The following is a 17,730-nucleotide window of genomic DNA, read 5'->3' on the forward strand; positions in this document are numbered from 1 at the left end:
TGCATTGTCTCAGCTAGTCGATCATTCAGTTACGGAGTTACCCAGCCGCTAGGCGGTAAAATACATGAATAATAGGGTTAATTGGTCAGTAGTATGTGCGGCGGTTTTAACGTGCTTGTCGCTTTCCGCTTTAGGTGCCGAACCTGGCACAGACGAAGGTTGTTACCTTTTTGATTACGAGAAGTCGGCGCTCGCGCGTTTTCGCGATAGTAACCGATTGGACACATCGGATATCGATGATTTAAAAGGGCGGGTAATCCGCAACATTCGCTATATGCGGGTGGGGGTTTTCGATGAAAATAATCCGGACGAGAACAACTCACTGTATCGATTTTTAAATCGCCTGCACATTAATACCAAAGAGTATGTCGTGTCTTCGCAAATATTATTTGCCGAGGGCGATACCTTGGATCCTGATGTGATTCACGAAACCGAGCGTTTGCTGCGCACCCGAGATTACTTTGCTGGTGCGTTTATTGTGCCGGAGCAAATTTGCGAAGGCACGGTGGATTTGGTGGTGGTCACGCGGGACAGTTGGTCGCTGGAAATTGAGGGTTCGTTCAGCCACAGCGGCGGCGACTCGTCCACCGGCATAGGTATTAGTGACGACAATATCCTCGGTACCGGTACCAGCTTATCTATCGGCTATGAGCAAGATGAAGAGCGCAAAGGGGTGCGCTATTCACTGAGCACCGATCACTTGTTTAACAGCCGCTGGGCGACGCGCCTGGCTTACGCCGATAACTCCGATGGCGAAAATGTGATTGTCGAGCTGCGGCGCCCGTTCTTTTCCCGCCATACGCCCTGGTCGGCCGGGGGGCACTACCAGGATGTCACCGAAGCGGAAATCATTCGCTCCAACGATGAAGAGATTAACGAATACCAGCATCAGAACATTGACCAGCAGGTGTTTTATGGCCACAGTCTCAGCGTCACGGCCACGGCTACCCAGCGCCTGATAGGTGGCTATACCGTCGAAGAAGACACCTTCTACGCCAATGAAAATACCACCGACCTAGGCGTACCTGAAAGCCGAAAAATGAGCTATCCGTGGTTGGAGTATCAGTATTTGGAAGACAAATACGCGGTGTTTCGTAATCTGAATCAAATTCAACGCACTGAAGATGTGCCACTGGGTATTACTTTCGGGTTTCGCGTTGGTTACGGCGAGGCTGAACCCGCGCGGCACGGCGATGCGATCCGCTATATTGGCGAGTATCAGCACATTTACAGTGTGGACGACAAGCATCTGCTGGCCATCCAGTTAGGTGTTGACGGGCGTGACCACGTGGATTCGGACGGCGCCGATAGTGCCATCTGGTCATCAAAAATCTCCTATAACCTGATGCAAAACTACAAAAACCGTTGGTATGGCAGCGTCAGCTACGACGCGGGCCAAGACTTGCTGCAGCATGAGGAACTAACCGTCGGCGGTATTGTGGGAATGCGTGGCTACCCCACCTCTTTTCAGCGTGGTAAAAAACGTTTTTTGTCGACCATCGAACGGCGCTACTACTCCGACTGGCACTGGTTTAACCTGGTGCGCGTGGGGGCGGTGGCGTTTATTGAAGCCGGTAAGGCTTGGGACGGTCCTGGGGATGAGGATAATCCTATACTCGCCGACGCTGGTATAGGCTTGCGGTTCAGTTCTAGTAAAGTGCGCGTTGGCAGCGTCGTCCATGTTGATATCGCTACGCCTTTAGTAGAAAACGATGGTATCGATGATTACCAGCTTCTTATTAAAGCAAAACAGCAGTTTTAGAGCCTCGATTGCCCATAAAATAAATGTCTCGTACTGAATATCTTCCGGGAGGACGTATGCAAAAAACTTGGTTAATGGGGCTTGTATTAACGAGCATTGTCGCAGCATCGGCTAACGCACAAGATGATGTTAGTTTTAAAACCAATGAAATCGCTAAAGGTCTGTATGTTATTTCCGGTGTAGGCGGCTTTGCTGGCGGTAATATATTGGTCAGCACAGGTGAGGACGGCACGGTAATGATTGATGATTCCATCCCGCCGCTCCTTGGTAAGTTACGTCAAACCGTGGAAAAAATTGCCGATAGCGACATTGAATTTCTCATAAATACGCATCTGCATGGCGATCATACTGGCAACAATCTGAGCTTTGCCAAAACTGGCACTCATATTATTGGTCACGAGAATGTTCGCAAGCGCATGGCTGCCGACGAGGAAAAGGATCCGCAGGCGCTGCCGGTGCTGACATTTAGCGAAGAAGTTTCTTTTTATCTCAATCATCAGCAAGCCCAGGTTATTCACGTGGCTCGCGCTCACACCGACGGCGATGCCATTATTTATTTCCCCGAGGCCAATGTCCTGCATACCGGCGATGTGCTGTTTAATGGGATGTTTCCTTTTATCGATCTCGATAATGGCGGTTCGGTGCAGGGTTATTTGGATGCGCAAATGAAGGTGTTAGAGCTTGCCGACGAACAGACAATCATCGTCCCCGGTCACGGCCCTCTGGCTCGCAAAGCAGATGTTCTTAGTGCTCATGAGATGCTGATTGATGCGCGTAAACGCGTCGCGGCGATGATTATGGATGGCAAAAAAGAAGAGCAGATTGTGGCAGCCAATCCGCTTGAGGTCTACCACGATGACTGGAACTGGGATTTTATTACCACAGAAAAAATGACTCGCCAGTTGCATCGCGACCTGCATATGCACGGCGATGGTTCCCATGCTCACGGTCATCACCATCATTGATTTTATCTCCCGCTCTGCAGCAGGCGGGAGATAAACTAGCGAAAGTAGCCTTGTTGCTGGTGCTGTTGTTCCATTTGTTGTTGGTCGTTGCGCAAAACGGCCAGCTCACGCTCGGCGTAAAGGCTGCTTTCTTCCAATTGCAGCATCTCCCTTTCGTTAGCTTTAATCGCATTCAGGTGCGAGCGCCGGTTGTCGGTGTTACCCTCGGTATTTAAAAGTTGCTCTTCATGATCTTGGCTCTTCGCGTAGAGCTCATCCATACGTGAGCGGTTGTTCTGCAGTCTTTGTTCCAGCTCGCCGACTGCAGCATTGATGCGATATAAATCTCGCCCGTATTGAAAGGCCTGAGCAAATTCCACTGCAAGGTCAGCCGGACAGACATTGTTATAACTGCCACCTTGAGCGCCCAACTGATAGCCTTTATTGGCCACGCAGTAGTCCCGGTAACCGCGTTTTAAACCCTCAAGATATTCATCAACCTGGGGGGTTATCTGCGCCTGCGAGCAGGCCTGCCGGTGGCTGCGGATGCGACTTGAATCGTAGCCTCTGCTGCCGTCTTCAAAACCGATTAAATACCAGTCGGCCGTTTCGCACTCGGTCTGGTCAAGGGTGGCGCAACCGCTTGTGATTACGCTGCAAATCGCTAAGATGAGCAAATGTAGGTTGGTAAGTCGCATGGCATCAACGCAGTTTAGTACAGGGTTTATAAATGATCGCAGGAGTGTATGGGTAAAAATAACATATCTCGCCTGATTTTCCTGCTATCGAGTTTCGTCTGTTCACAAAGCTTAGCTCAGGAGCTGAATTATTGGGGCGGCGTGCCGGGGCGGGTCGACTACGAGTTGGCGGTATTGCGGGCAGCTTTGGCCGAAACCCACACCCGTGGGCCGGTGCACATTAACTTGATTAAACGTTCGCTGGGCAGTATGCGCGGGCGTCAAGAAGTGGCTAGAGGCGCGCTGGTTAATGTTTATGCCTCCGGTTATCGCATGGACGATCTGGTTTCCAGTGGACAACTAATCCCTCTCCCCGTGCCTCTGCTGCAGGGGTTGTTGGGGTATCGGCAGCTACTGGTTAAGCGCGATAACCTGCAAGCGTTCCGGAGTATTGATACCCTGGCCGAGCTGCGTCAAATCATCATTGGCCAGGGGACTGACTGGCCGGATATTCCCGTCTATCGGCATAACCAGGTGCCCGTGGATGACAGTGGTCGCTACGGTGTGCTGCCGGGTATGTTGGCTCGCGGGCGTTTCGATGCATTGGCCCTAGCCATCGTTGAGGCAGAGCCGATATTGCACAACAGTGATCTCAGCCAGGCTCTGGCGGTATTGCCGAATTTAATAGTCTATTATCCCCAGCCTTTAGTGTTTTACGTTAGTGGCCAGGCTCCAGAGCTGGCCGATAGATTAAGAGAGGGGATGACAGCGCTGGTCCGCTCGGGCAAGTTAGAGCAATTGTTTCAGCAGCACTACGCCGATACCCTGGAGCGCTTGCGCAGTGGCACTCATACCGTGATTGTCCTCGCGCATCCGCAGCCGACTACAACGTTAGGGCTGGATAAGCCCGCATTTTTAACACCTTAGGATTGGGCTGGGAGCTTGCTATGAAAAAGTGGATTCTATTGGCATTGGGGTTAATTGCTGTCTATTTGGCGCTAACCTACTATTGCGGTGTGCAAGCCGAGCGCAGTATTCGCCAGCAGGTTGCGCTGAATAACACACAGGCAAAAGCCAACAGCCAACCGCAGGTTGCGCTGCAAGAATATCGCCGAGGTTTTTTTCGCAGTAAATTGCGTGCCAGCGTGGAGCTGGGCGCGACTGATACAAGTTTACGCGGTCGGGTAGATACCGATATTGTGCTTTGGCATGGTCCCCTCATTTTCGCCAATGGTGTTAAACCCGGCTGGTTTTATGCCGCCGGGGAGCTTAAGCCCCAGTGGCAAAATCGCGAACATCAGCAGTTGTTTGAACGCGTATTTAAAAACGGTCTGGGGCCTATTAGCTTGTGGGGAAAGTTTACTGGTCGCTACCAACTTGACTGGCACATTCCAGCAGTAGACGTCCAAGATTCAGAGCTTTCGCTGCAGACGCAGCCCTCGCATTTACGTACCGAGGGGGTGTTTAATACCTTAGACAGCCAGCACTGGATGAACCTTGGCGCTTTGCAGATACATTGGGGCAATGCGCATATCAAGGCGGCGCCTACGCGGGTAGAGGCCAAGGTTAATTTTGTTGCCGAAGATATTCCCTTGTCTGACGTCGCTGTGACCTCAGAGCATATTGAGTTGGGCGGGCTTTATAAAGGACAACTGCATGGACTGGGGTTTCAGCAGACCCAAGAGTTAGTGAATGGCAAGGTGGATACCCGAGCCCAGCTGAGGCTTGAACGTGCTGAAAGCTTAATTGCACTGCAGCAATTTTCGCTGGACTTTGCGCTGCTACAGACAAGCTTTGCAGCCATTCGTGCCTGGACAGAGCTCTCGCTTGCTGCGCAACAAGAGATTGACGAAAGCCAGTTAAAAGCCCAGGCACTAAAGGCGCTGCGTTTAATGTTGCACCCAGATGCCGGTGCCGAGTTTGCCATGGCGGTGAGCCTGGCCCGCGGCGATATTCAGGCCCAAGCCCAAGTTGCCCCGAGACAGCTAGAGTCACAACAATTGAACTCTATGAGTGTTGTGCAGCTGTTGCAGCTGTTACACGGTACAGGTGAGCTGACGGTGGCGGAAGATGTATTGGTCAATTCGCCACTATTTTTTCTGTTGGTTGAGTTTATCGCTACCTACATGAATCATGAACCTCCCAATTATGTGATGCGCGCGGCGCTTAATGATGGTCAGCTGCGAGTAAACGGGCAACTGGTGCCGCTGATCAACTTACTGCCAGAGGCGTATCGGTAAAGGGTGTCAAGCCTGGGGGTAGTTTTCATTTGTTTACGCTGCGCGACAGTGGTTTTCAATGGTTGAGGTAATCTGAAACTGTCCTTAATGACAGGAGACCATCCGATGAAAAAATTAGTATCTACTCTGGCGCTGTGCGCCGTTATTGCCGCCCCAGCGGCCGTCTATGCCGAGCGCGGCGGTCGCGCTGACTTTGGTGCTGAGCATGCTTTACTGATGCAAGAGCGTCTGGCAGAAAAAATTGGCCTCAGCGAGGAACAGCGCAGCCAAATCCAGGTGCTGGTGGAAAATCACCAATCGGTCTATCCCAAAGATCGCGAAGCTCGCAAAGCCCAGCGCGAAGCATTGCAGGCTATAGTCGATGCGGAAACCTTTGATGAAAGTGCCGCGCGCAACTTGTTCGAACAGGGCATCGAGCAAAAAGTGGCACAGCTGAAGTTGCGTCACGATATTGCCCAAATTCTGACTGCTGAGCAAAAAGCTCAGCTTGAAGAGATAAAACAGCGCGGCAAAAAGCGTTTTAAAGATAAACGACGCTAACATATGATGTGAAGAGGGTTAAAAATGGCGCTGAGGCGCCATTTTTTATGCCTGCTATTTGTGCCAATCAGACAGGGACTAATTGTGTAGCCTGAACTTCAAGCCGCCGAGCGTCGAACGCTCCACGTTTATGCTTAAGCGTTGCGCCTGCGTTGCCGCTTGCACAATGGCGAGCCCCAGACCGATGTTACCACCGTGGGGTCTGGAACTGTCGCCGCGGAAGAAGGGTTCAAATAATTTGTCCAGCTGCTCTGCGGGAACCCCAGGGCCGTTGTCTTCCACAACCAGCTGCCAGTGTTCGGCATTGCCTGATAAGGTTATTTGAATTCTCTCGGCATAGCGTGTGGCGTTGGACAAAAGGTTGTCGAGAATGCGCTGGAGCAGCCGCGGTTTGGCGCGGCAGTGGAGTTGTTCTGGCCCCCGATAGACAAGTGTTTTGCTTGGCATTTGAAAGCGCCAATCCTCCAGCGCAGAGTTAACCAGCTCGGCCATATCGGTGGAGGCAAACTCTTCCTGATAGGCGGATCCTTCCAGTCTTGCCAGCGTTAGCACTTGATCGATCAAGTGCTCGAGTGTGTTGCACTCTTTTTCAATCCTATCTGTATACGAATTTTTTTGCTGATCCGCCAGCAGTCCTGCGGCGAGCTTTAACCGGGTTAGAGGTGAGCGCAATTCGTGAGATACGTCAGCCAGCAGGCGCTGCTGATTGGTCATGGCCATTTTTAACTTTGCGGCCATGTCGTTAAATTCGTGACCCAGCTCGCCCAGCTCCCCTTTAATCGGCGCGACTCTAACGCTTAAATCTCCGTCGCCTAACAGTCGCGCGGCGCGTGTCAGCTGGCGTACCGGGCGGCTAAGCCAGCGCGCCAAAATCAGCGACAGTGCCATAACCAGTAGCGAAGAGGTGAGCAGACGCCAGAGTGGCGAGTCGTGCAATATTTGTTTCCATACCGGCACGGGTCGTGGGGGCATCAACCAGATGGCCGCGACACTCCCCTCTGCCGTGGATATGTCAAAGGGACCCAGTGCCACATGACCAGGGCGAATTTCCAAAGCACTGAGAGTGGTCGCCTCTACAAGCGGCCGCAGGCGCCAGTATAAGCGCTTATCTGGGAAGGGCTTTTTATCACTCGGGTCCAGCAGAATTAATTCTTTGGCGGCGCGGCTGCGGCGCACACGCTCGATACTTTGATATTCGCGTTTTTCCAATAGACGCTGCAGATGTTCAAACTGGCGCAGTTCACGCTGCGAGGGCGGGCGAGGATCGGTGTGATCCTCAAGGTAGCGGCCAAGAAAAAAATTCGTCACCAGCACCAGAGTCAGCGAGAGCCAGAACCAGAGAAAAAGCCTGCCGGCAAAACCGGTCAGCAGGTCTTTTAATTTCATGGGTTAACCATGAGTTGATAGCCAGAACCGCGCACGGTTTTAATAGTGTCGGTGGGGTTAATATCGGCCATTTTCTTGCGAATGTGAGAAATATGTATATCGATATGACGGTCAAACTGTTGTAAGCGCCGACCGAAGGCCTGCTGACATATATCGTCTTTTGAGACTATTTCTCCGGGCGTTTCGTACAGTACAGACAGTACGCGAAATTCGGCAGCGGTTAAATCCAGTGGCTCGCCAAAAAAGCTCGCCTCCAAACGCTCGGGCTTTAGCTGCAGCGCACTGTCGCTACTTTGCGGTGGATTTAGCCGGCGTAGAATAGCCTGAATACGCGCTACCAGTTCGCGATGGGAGAAGGGCTTAGGGACATAATCATCCGCTCCAAGCTCCAGTCCCAAAACGCGGTCAATTTCATCACCGCGCGCGGTCAGCATCAACACGGGCACCTGAGATTTTTGCCGTAATTGTTTGAGTACATCGAAGCCATTGAGTTCGGGCATCATTACATCCAGCAACACTAGGTCGGGCTTTTGCGTCAATATCGCATCCAGGCCGTCGCGGCCGGTATGACTGCACACTACCTCATAGTCGTGTTGACTCAGGTAGTCTTGCAGAAGTTCACACAGGGCTTTGTCGTCATCGATAATATGTATTTGCGTCATGATTTTATTGTATAAAACCCCACTTTAAAGGCACGGTGGTTTACTTTAGTTTACCCAGCTTTTTGCGGCGCAAGAAAAAAGGGGCCTGAGCCCCTTTGTAAACTTAAGCTACCTGGTCGTTGGCCGGCTTATCCATATGTACATCCATCTGTGGGTAGGGGATGGTAATGTCGTTTTCATCAAAAGCCAGTTTGATATTTTCGATCAAAGCAAATTTAACAGGCCAAAAGTCGGCGCTGTTGACCCAGGGGCGCACCACAAAGTTAACACTGGAATCGGCCAGCTCGCTTACTGCAATCTGAGGTTCTGGATCGGCCAAGACGCGCTCGTCGGCTTTAACCACGCGCTCCATAATCTCTTTGGCTTTTTTGATGTCATCGTCGTAGCTGATGCCGAACACCAAGTCCACACGGCGGGTGGGCAGGGCCGAGTAATTGGTGATGTTGCCCGAGTAGATAGCGCCGTTGGGTACGGTGATTTCGCGGTTGTCGGGGCTGTTTAAAATTGTGGTGAAGATGCCAATGGTTTTAACCACACCGGCCGTTCCGCCTGCTTCAATATAATCACCCGCGGTGAAAGGGCGAAATACCAGTAGCAAAAAGCCTGCGGCAAAGTTTTGCAGTGAGCCCTGCAGAGCCAAGCCAATGGCAAGACCAGCGGCACCGATAAGAGCAATAAGTGAGGTGGTGTCCACGCCTAGCTGATCCAGCGCGGCAATAATAACGACAATCAGCAAGAGCGCATTGGCGATGGCTTGGATAAACTCCACCAGAATATTATCCAGATTAGTGCGGCGCAGCAGTTTGCCGATAATGCCCACTAAAATTTTCACCACAATCTTACCGACAATAAATATCAGCAGCGCTGTGACAATATTGATGCCCCAGGGAATCACATGATTCTGGGCAAATTCATTCATTTCGTCTTGGCTAAAATCGAACATAATGCATCCCTCATTTGAATAGGCGTACCGCTGCATGCGGCGCAGGTGGTGTGGATTGCCACGAAGTGTGAACGCAGATTATTGCGAGTATTCACGGCGGGTGCAATAGCACCCACCAAAAGGCTGGGAGAATCTGGCTATAAAAAAGCGATCAGGCAATTTTGCCGGTGGTGCGTACGCGTTTGCTGCCTTTGGCTGGTTTTTCTTTTTTGGCGGCGGCGCGGGCTTCCAGATTTTTATCCACCACATTTTTCAGGGCGATTAAAAAGCCGGTAATAATAAATGCGCCGGGGGGCAAAATGGCCACCAGGAAGCCGGGATAGTTAGCAAACAAGGTCAGGGTCCAGCCGCGGGCGGCATCGCCAAACAACAGGTGCATATTCGCAAACAGTGTACCCGATCCCAAAACTTCGCGAATTGCCCCCAGGGTAACCAGCACCAGGGTAAAGCCCAGGCCCATCATAAATCCGTCCCAGGCAGCAGGCAGTACCGGGTTCTTACTGGCAAAGGCGTCGGCTCGGCCCAAAATGGCGCAGTTAGTGACAATCAGCGGAATAAAAATGCCGAGAATGGTGTACAGCTCGTAGGTAAAGGCCTGCATTAGCAGTTCAATACAGGTGGTTAGCGAGGCGATAATCATCACAAAGGCGGGTAGGCGCACCGCGTCGCTCACGGTTTTGCGAATTAACGATACCGCGATATTGGAGCACAGTAGCACCAGCATAGTGGCGAATCCCAGACCCAGGGCATTAACTACCGAGCCAGACACGGCCAGTAGCGGGCACAACCCCAGCAGCTGCACCAGGGCAGGGTTGTTGCTCCAAAGTCCTTTTTCAGAAATTTCCTGCCATTGGCTGTTATCGGCCATTGCTGTCTCCTGCATCGGCTGGAAGTTCAAACAATAGGGTGCGGTGTTCCGCTACTTGTTGCAATACCCGTTTTACCTGACCGGTAACCGCGCGCGGGGTAATGGTGGCGCCGGTAAACTGATCGAACACACCGCCGTCTTTTCTCACTTGCCATTGCTCTACCGGCGGCTCGCCCAGGCTTTTACCGTTGAAACCTAAAATCCAGTCGCTTTTGGCGGTATCAATTTTATCCCCCAGGCCCGGGGTCTCTTTGTGGGCCAGAGCGCGGACACCGGCGACACTGCCGTCGCGATTGACGCCCACAATGATACGAATATCACCACTGTAGCCATCGGGGGCGACGGCCGGGACAATGACGGCGATGACTTTGCCGTCGTTACGGGCACGGTGTATTTCTTCTGCGCTGTCCAATCCCAGGGCCGGCAACATGGCCTCGGGGGTGGGCAGGGTATCGGTGAGTAGGTCGTTATCCACCCGCGAGGCCGGTACCAGCTCGTAGAGGGCTTTTTCAGCGGCGGCGCGCTGGGCGTCGGCTATGCGATCGCGGGTGCCAACGTTGGTCACCGCCAGCACCCCGGCGGTGACCAGTGCGAATAGCCCTAGCAGCAGACTGTTTTTACTGATCGATTTCCCCAGCATTACTGATCCACCTTGCGGGTTGCCCGCTCACTTTTCTTGTGGCCGTAAGTGCGCGGCAATGTGTAATAGTCGATAAAGGGCGCGGCAAAGTTGAGCAGCAATACAGCGAAGGCGACGCCGTCCGGGTAGTTACCCCAGATGCGAATCACGTAAATCAGTACACCGATAGCGGCGCCGTAAATCAAACGCCCGCGGGTGCTGACCGCCGAGCTGACCGGGTCGGTGACAATAAAAAACGCCCCCAACATGGTCGCGCCCGAGAATAGGTGAAACAGCACCGAGCCGCCGCTCTGCGAGCTGCCGCCGTCGTAAAACAGAGCCGCCATCAGCGACAGGGACGCCAGCATGGCCACGGGCGCGTGCCAGGTAAAGATGCGACGATACAGCAGATAAAGCCCACCCAGCAGGAAGGCGACATTGGCCCATTCCCAACCGGCGCCCGCAAATTGCCCCGCGCTTAATACCGGGTCTTGTAAGTACAGAGCATCCAGCATCAGGCTGGAGTTCTGTTTCACGGTATCCAGCGGTGTCGCGGCGGTGTAGCCATCAATAGGACTACCCAGCCAAATCTGCTGGAGCGCTTCGATAATACCCGGCGTCTGGCCGCCAATGTCCTGGGGCGCGGCCCACTGGCTCATCTGCAGTGGGAAGGAAATCAGCAGCACCACATAGGCGACCATAGCCGGATTAAACGGATTAAAACCCATGCCGCCGTAGAGTTGCTTGGCGAGAATAATCGCCACCGCACTGCCCAGCACCACCAGCCACCAGGGGCAGTAGGGGGGCAAAGCGAGGCCTAACAACACACCAGTTACCAGGGCGCTGCAGTCGCGCAGGTAAAACCATACCGGGCGGCCGCGCAGCTTTACTACCGCTGCCTCAAAGCCCAGTGCTGTAATGCTTGCCAAGAGTACGTTGTGCAGCGTGCCCAGGCCGAAAAAGTAAGTAAGCACTGCCAGCCCCGGCAAGGTAGCTAAAACCACATTGCGCATCACCGCACCGGTACCAAGGGCCCGGTGGGTATGGGGTGAGGTGATGCGTTTCAATGCCATAGGGTTTTGCCTATTCGTGCTCTGCCAGCTGCTCGCGGGTAGCGGCCAGCTTGTCTTCCAGGTTAGTGACGGCGCTTCTAAAGGCGTCGACATTGTCGTCGTTTTCTTGCTCGGCTTTGGCGAGCTTGGCGCGAGATTTCTCCAGGCGTGCCTCCAGTGAGTCGACCTGATTGCGCAGCTTATCCGACGCGCTCATAGTGGCCATGGCCGCCGCTTTGGCCTTGGCTTTTTCAATGGCAAGGCTGGCGGCGTCCGAGGTCGCCGGGTCTTGCGGAGTTTCTTCGGCCACGGTAGAGGGTTTAACGTCGGCCAACTCCTTTTGGGTGCTGGCGATTTTCTCTTTTAGCTTGTCCACGCCCTGTTGCAGCGCTTCGGCTTTGTCCGAGCCTTCTGCTTTGGCGTCGGCCGCTTTTTGCTCGGCTTTTTCTAAGCGTTTGTATAACGACTCAAGCGAGCTGCGCAGCTTTTCCTCGGGGGACATGCTCATTTTGGCCTTGGCCCGCTCGATGGCTGCCTGGGCCGCGTCGGGGGTGGTCGAGGTGTTGTTCTCTTGGCTTGCCGGGCTTTTCGCTGGGGCCAGCTCTGCCAGCTCTTTTTCGGCGCTGGCGATTTTTTCTTTCAGCTTGGCCACGCCCTGTTTTAAGGCATCCACCATGTCCGGTTTGTCGGTCTCGGCATCCGCGGCTTTTTGCTCGGCTTTTTCCAGACGTTTTTGCAGCGACTCGATAGACGCGCGCAGTTTTTCCTCCGGCGCCATGGTCTGTTTGGCTTTGGCTCTCTCAATGGCGGCGGCCACCGGATCGTCCGTCGCCGGTTTTTCCGCAGCGGGAGCGCCGGCTTGGCTGGCTTTAAATTCGTCTAGTTTTTTCTGCGCCTCGCTCACTTTCAGCTCGGCCTGTTTAATGCTGGCGGCCTGCTTTTCGCGCTGTTCATTGGTGGCGTCATCGGCCAGTGGTTGTTCGGCCTTTTTCAGGCGCTCTTGCGCCGAGGCGAGCAGCCGCTCCAGCTTGGCCAGCTGCTTGTCTGGGTCTTCGCCAGTTGCGGGCTTGGCGTCGGCCGGAGCCGCCGCCTTTTGCTCGGCCAGCTTTTTCTTTGCCTCTTCGGCGGCTTTTTTGCGCGCCAAGCGCTTGGCTTCTTTTTCCGCCTCTTCTTTGGCGATGCGCTCTTGGCGGAATTCAAAGCGGCGGCGCGAGCGGTCCGACTTTTCTTTGTCGATGCGGTGCTGGCGAATCTCACCCTTGGCTGCGCGGTAATATTGCACCAGCGGAATATGGCTAGGGCAAACGTACGAACAGGCGCCGCATTCAATGCAGTCGAACAGATTGTGGGTTTCCAGCTTTTCCAGGTCTTCGGCCTGGGCATACCAAAACAACTGCTGGGGCAGTAGCTCGGCCGGGCAGGCCTCGGCGCACATGCCGCAACGAATGCAGGCCATGGCCGGCTCGGGCGGCGGCAGCTCTTTTTTACTGGGCGCCAGTAAACAGTTGGTGGTTTTGACCACGGGCACGCTGGTATCGGGTAGGGCAAAGCCCATCATGGGGCCGCCCATCACCAGGCGCGAGGCTTTTTTCTCGTTAAAGCCGTGTTTTTCCAGTACATAGAGCACCGGAGTGCCCAGTAGCACTTCAATATTGCGCTGCTGCGCTAAGGCCTCGCCCACCACGGTGGTAATGCGTTTTACCAGCGGCTCGCCATAGCGCAGGGCGCGGTAAACGGCGGCGGTGGTGCCCACATTCTGGCAGACCACGCCAATGGTGGCGGGAATCTGGCCTGAGGGCACTTCGCGGCCGGTCAGAATTTGAATCAGTTGCTTTTCGCCGCCGGACGGGTACTTGGTGGGAAAACTCACCACCAGAATGTTTGTACCCTCGGCCGCTTTGCGCACGCGCTCAATAGCTTCGGGTTTGTTGTCCTCGATGCCGATAATGACTTTAGCCGGATTGTGCAGCAGGCGCGCCAGAATTTGCGTTCCCGCGACAATGTCATCGGCGCGCTCGCGCATCAGCATATCGTCGGCGGTAATGTAGGGCTCGCACTCGGTGCCGTTGATAATCAAGGTATCAATGGTGTGGTTGGAGCGCGGGTTGAGTTTAACCGCCGCCGGAAAGCCCGCGCCGCCAAGACCGGCAATACCACTGTCGCGGATGCGTTTAACCACGTCATCGTGATCGCGCTGGGCGTAATCTTCCCAGGGCTCAAGCGCCACCCATTCGTCTTTGCCGTCGGTGTCGATAATCACGCAGGTATCGCGCATACCCGAGGGGTGGGGCACCACATGCTCGACAATAGCCGCGACTCGACCCGAGGTGGGGGCGTGAACATTGGCGCTGAATACGCCGTCGGCCTCGGCCACGACTTCGCCGCCCAGCACTTTTTGTCCGACCTCGACAATGGGTTTGGCGGGGGCGCCAATATGCTGACTGACAGGCAGAATCAGCTGGGGCGGAATTTCTATCTGCCCCAGTGGCTCGACCATGGATTGGTGTTTGTTTTCCGGCGGATGCACGCCGCCCGGGATATCCCAGACTTTAATTAACTCCATCAGGCTGCTTCACCGCTTTGTTGGCTCTGGCCGCGACCACGGTCGGTGGCAATTAAATTAGCGGCCTGCTCGTGGCTGGCGGCGGGCAATTCCCACTTCCAGTCTTTAATAGTGGTGGATACCGGAATCATATCAATGCAGTCCACCGGGCAGGGTTCTACACACAGATCGCAACCGGTGCACTCGTCGGCAATCACTGTGTGCATCTGCTTGGCCGCGCCCAGAATGGCGTCCATGGGGCAGGCCTGAATGCACTTGGTGCAGCCGATGCACTCGTCTTCGCGAATAAACGCCACCGTGGGTACATCGGCCTCTTCGCCGTGTTCTTCGTCCAGAGTGGGCGCTTCCACGTCCAGCAAATCGGCCAGCTCGTTAATGGTAGTCTGACCGCCCGGGGGGCACTTATTGATGGCGTCGCCGTTGGCAATGGCCTGGGCGTAGGGGCGGCAGCCGGGGTAGCCACACTGACCGCATTGGGTTTGCGGCAGCAAGTTGTCGATCTGCTCGACAATAGGGTCCCCCTCCACTTTAAAGCGGACGGCGGCGAAACCCAGGAGCGCACCGAACAATAGCGCGAGCCCAATCAGGGCAATCAGCGCGGCGGCAATGGGATGTTGTGCAATGGTTTCCAACATAATCCTGCCTGTTTAAACCAGTCCGCCAAAGCCCATAAAGGCTAACGACATAAGACCGGCGGTAATCATACCGATGGCGGCCCCTTTAAACGGTGTGGGCACATCGGCCACCGCCAAGCGCTCGCGCATAGCGGAAAACAAAATAAGTACCAGCGAAAAACCCAGTGCGGCACCAAAACCAAACAAGGTAGATTCGACAAAATTGTGGGCCTTTTGGGTGTTTTGCAACGCCACGCCCAATACCGCGCAGTTGGTGGTAATCAGCGGCAAAAAGACCCCCAGCACCCGGTATAACAAGGGGCTGGTTTTCTCAATAAACATCTTCGCCAGCTGCACTACCACCGCGATCACCAGAATAAAACTGATGGTGCGCATATACTCAAGGCCCAAAGGCTGTAGCACCCAGGTGGCGACCAGATAGCTGCAAATAGAGGCCAAAGTCAGCACAAACGTGGTTGCACTGGCCATGCCAATGGCGGTTTCCAACTTGTTGGACACACCCATAAAGGGGCACAGGCCCAAAAACTGAACCAGAACAAAGTTGTTGACCAGAATTGTGCTGAGCAAGATAACCGCTAAATCGGTCATGCTGTTCACCTCGAGTGGGCCGGTTTAAGCGGCCATAGCGCTAAGGGCGCATTATCATGGATGCACCCGCACGGGTTCAATATAAAAACGAGTCTCAATTAGGTTGATTGGGTATATGCTTATGAACGTCCGACGTCCGACGTCCGACGTCCGACGTCCGACGCGCGCAAGCGCTACATAACCCTCTGCCCCGGTTGTGAACCGCTATCGGGTTCGAGCAGGTAAATCTCGGAGCCACCGGGGCCTGCGGCCAGTACCATGCCTTCGGACAGGCCGAACTTCATTTTACGCGGTTTTAGGTTGGCCACCATAACGGTCAGGCGGCCTTCCAGGTCTTCGGGTTTGTAGGCCGACTTAATGCCCGAAAACACATTGCGGGTTTCGCCGCCTAAATCCAGGGTAAGCTGCAGTAGCTTATCGGCACCCTCTACATGGGCGGCCTTGGCGATGCGGGCAACCCGCAGGTCGACCTTGGCAAAGTCGCCGAATTCAATTTCGTCGCAAATCGGCTCGTCCGCCAGTGGGCCGGTGGCTTTAGGGGCGGCTTCTTCTTTGCTGGCCTCAATCATGGCGTCTACCTTGTCTTTTTCAATGCGCTGCAAGAGCGGCTTAAATTTGTTGATGGCGCCACCGCGATAGGCGAGCGGCTCGGCCCAGCTTAAGGTTTCGCCCAAAAAGTCCTGTGCGCGCTCGGCCAACAGTGGGGTAACCGGCTTTAAGAAGGTCATAATGGCGCGGAACATATTAATGCCCTGGCTGCAAACATCGATCACTTCCTGCTCGCGGCCTTCTTCTTTGGCCATCTTCCAGGGCTCGGCGGCGGCGATGTATTCATTGGCGGCATCGGCCAGGGCCATGATTTCGCGCATGGCTTTGCCAAAGTTGCGCTGCTCATAGTGCTCGGCGATGGCGGGCTCGGCTGTGGTGAATTTCTGCCACAGCTCGGCATCGGCCGGTTGGGCGCTCATTTCGCCGCCGGCTTTGGCGATAAATTTGGCGGTGCGGCTGGCAATGTTGACCACCTTGCCTACCAAGTCAGAGTTTACTCGGGCGATAAAATCGTCCAGGTTTAAGTCCAGATCATCCACGGCGCTGGTGAGCTTGGCGGCAAAGTAATAGCGCAAATACTCGGGGTCCAGATGGGCCAGATAGGTCTGGCCGTTAATAAAGGTGCCGCGGGATTTAGACATCTTTTTGCCGTTGACCGTCACAAAGCCGTGCACGTTTACCTTGGTCGGGGTGCGCAGCTCGGCCGAGTGCAGCATGGCGGGCCAAAACAGGGCGTGAAAGTTCACGATGTCTTTACCGATAAAGTGGTGCACCTCGGCGGTGGAGTCGGGGCTCCAATACTCCTGCCAGTCGATGCCGTTCTGATCGGCGTAGTTTTTTAAGCTGGCGATATAGCCGATAGGCGCGTCCAGCCAGACGTAAAAGTATTTGCCCGGTGCGCCCGGAATTTCAAAGCCAAAGTAGGGCGCATCGCGGGATATATCCCACTCCTGTAGGTCGGCGTCCAGCCATTCAGCCACCTTATTGGCCACTTCGTCTTGCAGGTGGCCGGCGCGGGTCCACTGCTTTAAAAAGCCGGCGAACTCGGGCAGTTTAAAGAAATAGTGTTCGGATTCTTTGGGGACAGGCGTCGCCCCGGTCAATACCGAAACCGGGTTGATCAGCTCCATGGGGCTGTAGGTGGCGCCACAGGCTTCGCAGTTATCGCCATACTGATCGTCGGTCTTACACTTGGGGCAGGTGCCTTTAATGTAGCGGTCCGCCAGAAACAGCTCTTTTTCCGGATCGAACGCCTGGGTAATGGAGCGCTTGGCAATATGGCCATTGGCGTCCAGGCGCTGATAGATCATCTCGGCCAGCTCGCGGTTTTCCGGCGAGTGGGTGGTGTAGTAGTTGTCATGGCCGATCAGAAAACCTTCCGATACCGCTTTGTGCGCCGCGTGCATATTTTCAATATGCTGCTCGGGGCTGATGCCCTGTTCCTCGGCCTTAAGAGTGATGGCCGTGCCGTGAGCGTCGTCGGCGCAAAAGTAGTGACACTCGTGGCCGCGCAGCTTCTGAAAGCGCACCCAGATATCCGTCTGGATCTGTTCCATCAAATGGCCCAAATGCAATTCACCATTGGCGTAGGGAAGGGCACTGGTTACCATGATTTTGCGGCGAGTGGTCATAGCTTTCCTGTTGGTTGCGGCGCCTTGTGAGCGCATTGTTAGTCACGGCCCGGTGGGGCAGGTAAAAAATG

16 protein-coding genes are annotated in these 17,730 nt (G+C 54.4%); 5 read left to right on the top strand and 11 right to left on the bottom strand.

The genetic code is table 11. The annotated features are described in order from the left end of the window. Positions 1-64 precede the first annotated feature (64 nt). Both NHM04_RS16510 and NHM04_RS16515 read left to right on the top strand, forming a co-directional pair. Entirely contained in the window at positions 65-1,762 is a 1,698-nt protein-coding gene (locus tag NHM04_RS16510) for a hypothetical protein (protein ID WP_254264851.1), read from the top strand. A 56-nt stretch (positions 1,763-1,818) separates the two neighbouring features. Continuing rightward, positions 1,819-2,727, top strand: a complete 909-nt coding sequence (locus NHM04_RS16515) for an MBL fold metallo-hydrolase (RefSeq protein ID WP_254264852.1) — start codon at positions 1,819-1,821, stop codon at positions 2,725-2,727. 35 nt (positions 2,728-2,762) lie between these two features. Here the strand turns inward: NHM04_RS16515 and NHM04_RS16520 are convergent, their stop codons facing one another. Then, positions 2,763-3,404, bottom strand: coding sequence for a DUF2799 domain-containing protein (locus NHM04_RS16520; protein ID WP_254264853.1), 642 nt, complete (start codon positions 3,402-3,404; stop codon positions 2,763-2,765). 48 nt (positions 3,405-3,452) lie between these two features. On the opposite strand from NHM04_RS16520, the gene NHM04_RS16525 reads away from it, so the two are divergent. The 3 genes from NHM04_RS16525 (at position 3,453) to NHM04_RS16535 (ending at position 6,163) form a co-directional block, all read left to right on the top strand. Next, the gene (locus tag NHM04_RS16525; RefSeq protein ID WP_254264854.1) at positions 3,453-4,310 is read left to right on the top strand and encodes a hypothetical protein; all 858 of its coding nucleotides are present in this window, start codon (positions 3,453-3,455) and stop codon (positions 4,308-4,310) included. Positions 4,311-4,330: 20 nt separating this feature from the next. Continuing rightward, positions 4,331-5,623 (top strand): DUF945 family protein, encoded by a 1,293-nt coding sequence (locus tag NHM04_RS16530; protein WP_254264855.1) that lies wholly within the window; start codon positions 4,331-4,333, stop codon positions 5,621-5,623. Between the two features lie 105 nt (positions 5,624-5,728). Next, positions 5,729-6,163: a Spy/CpxP family protein refolding chaperone gene (locus NHM04_RS16535; protein WP_254264856.1), complete on the top strand. Its 435-nt coding sequence runs from the start codon at positions 5,729-5,731 to the stop codon at positions 6,161-6,163. 78 nt (positions 6,164-6,241) lie between these two features. On the opposite strand, the gene NHM04_RS16540 is transcribed toward NHM04_RS16535, so the two are convergent. From NHM04_RS16540 to metG, 10 genes are all read right to left on the bottom strand, one after another. Beyond that, positions 6,242-7,549, bottom strand: coding sequence for an ATP-binding protein (locus NHM04_RS16540; protein WP_254264857.1), 1,308 nt, complete (start codon positions 7,547-7,549; stop codon positions 6,242-6,244). Continuing rightward, a complete protein-coding gene (locus NHM04_RS16545; protein WP_254264858.1) occupies positions 7,546-8,211 on the bottom strand; it encodes a response regulator transcription factor in 666 nt (221 codons plus the stop codon). Before NHM04_RS16545 ends, NHM04_RS16540 begins: the two co-directional genes overlap by 4 nt. 103 nt (positions 8,212-8,314) lie before the next feature. Then, positions 8,315-9,154 (bottom strand): mechanosensitive ion channel family protein, encoded by an 840-nt coding sequence (locus tag NHM04_RS16550; RefSeq protein ID WP_254264859.1) that lies wholly within the window; start codon positions 9,152-9,154, stop codon positions 8,315-8,317. A 151-nt stretch (positions 9,155-9,305) separates the two neighbouring features. Beyond that, the gene (locus NHM04_RS16555; protein WP_254264860.1) at positions 9,306-10,022 is read right to left on the bottom strand and encodes an electron transport complex subunit E; all 717 of its coding nucleotides are present in this window, start codon (positions 10,020-10,022) and stop codon (positions 9,306-9,308) included. Beyond that, positions 10,012-10,662, bottom strand: coding sequence for an electron transport complex subunit RsxG (rsxG, locus tag NHM04_RS16560; protein ID WP_254264861.1), 651 nt, complete (start codon positions 10,660-10,662; stop codon positions 10,012-10,014). Before rsxG ends, NHM04_RS16555 begins: the two co-directional genes overlap by 11 nt. Beyond that, on the bottom strand, positions 10,662-11,714 hold the full coding sequence (gene rsxD, locus NHM04_RS16565; RefSeq protein WP_254264862.1) for an electron transport complex subunit RsxD: 1,053 nt from the start codon (positions 11,712-11,714) through the stop codon (positions 10,662-10,664). Before rsxD ends, rsxG begins: the two co-directional genes overlap by 1 nt. Before the next feature lie 10 nt (positions 11,715-11,724). After that, positions 11,725-14,256: an electron transport complex subunit RsxC gene (gene rsxC, locus NHM04_RS16570; RefSeq protein ID WP_254264863.1), complete on the bottom strand. Its 2,532-nt coding sequence runs from the start codon at positions 14,254-14,256 to the stop codon at positions 11,725-11,727. Continuing rightward, positions 14,256-14,891, bottom strand: coding sequence for an electron transport complex subunit RsxB (rsxB, locus tag NHM04_RS16575; RefSeq protein ID WP_253966193.1), 636 nt, complete (start codon positions 14,889-14,891; stop codon positions 14,256-14,258). The genes rsxC and rsxB overlap by 1 nt, the downstream gene beginning before the upstream one ends. Positions 14,892-14,903: 12 nt before the next feature. Beyond that, positions 14,904-15,479, bottom strand: coding sequence for an electron transport complex subunit RsxA (rsxA, locus tag NHM04_RS16580; protein ID WP_253966194.1), 576 nt, complete (start codon positions 15,477-15,479; stop codon positions 14,904-14,906). A 173-nt stretch (positions 15,480-15,652) separates the two neighbouring features. Continuing rightward, on the bottom strand, positions 15,653-17,659 hold the full coding sequence (gene metG, locus NHM04_RS16585; RefSeq protein WP_254264864.1) for a methionine--tRNA ligase: 2,007 nt from the start codon (positions 17,657-17,659) through the stop codon (positions 15,653-15,655). Positions 17,660-17,730: the final 71 nt, after the last annotated feature.

Origin of the sequence: Gilvimarinus sp. DA14 (assembly GCF_024204685.1) — a bacterium.
Taxonomy (GTDB): Bacteria; Pseudomonadota; Gammaproteobacteria; order Pseudomonadales; family Cellvibrionaceae; genus Gilvimarinus.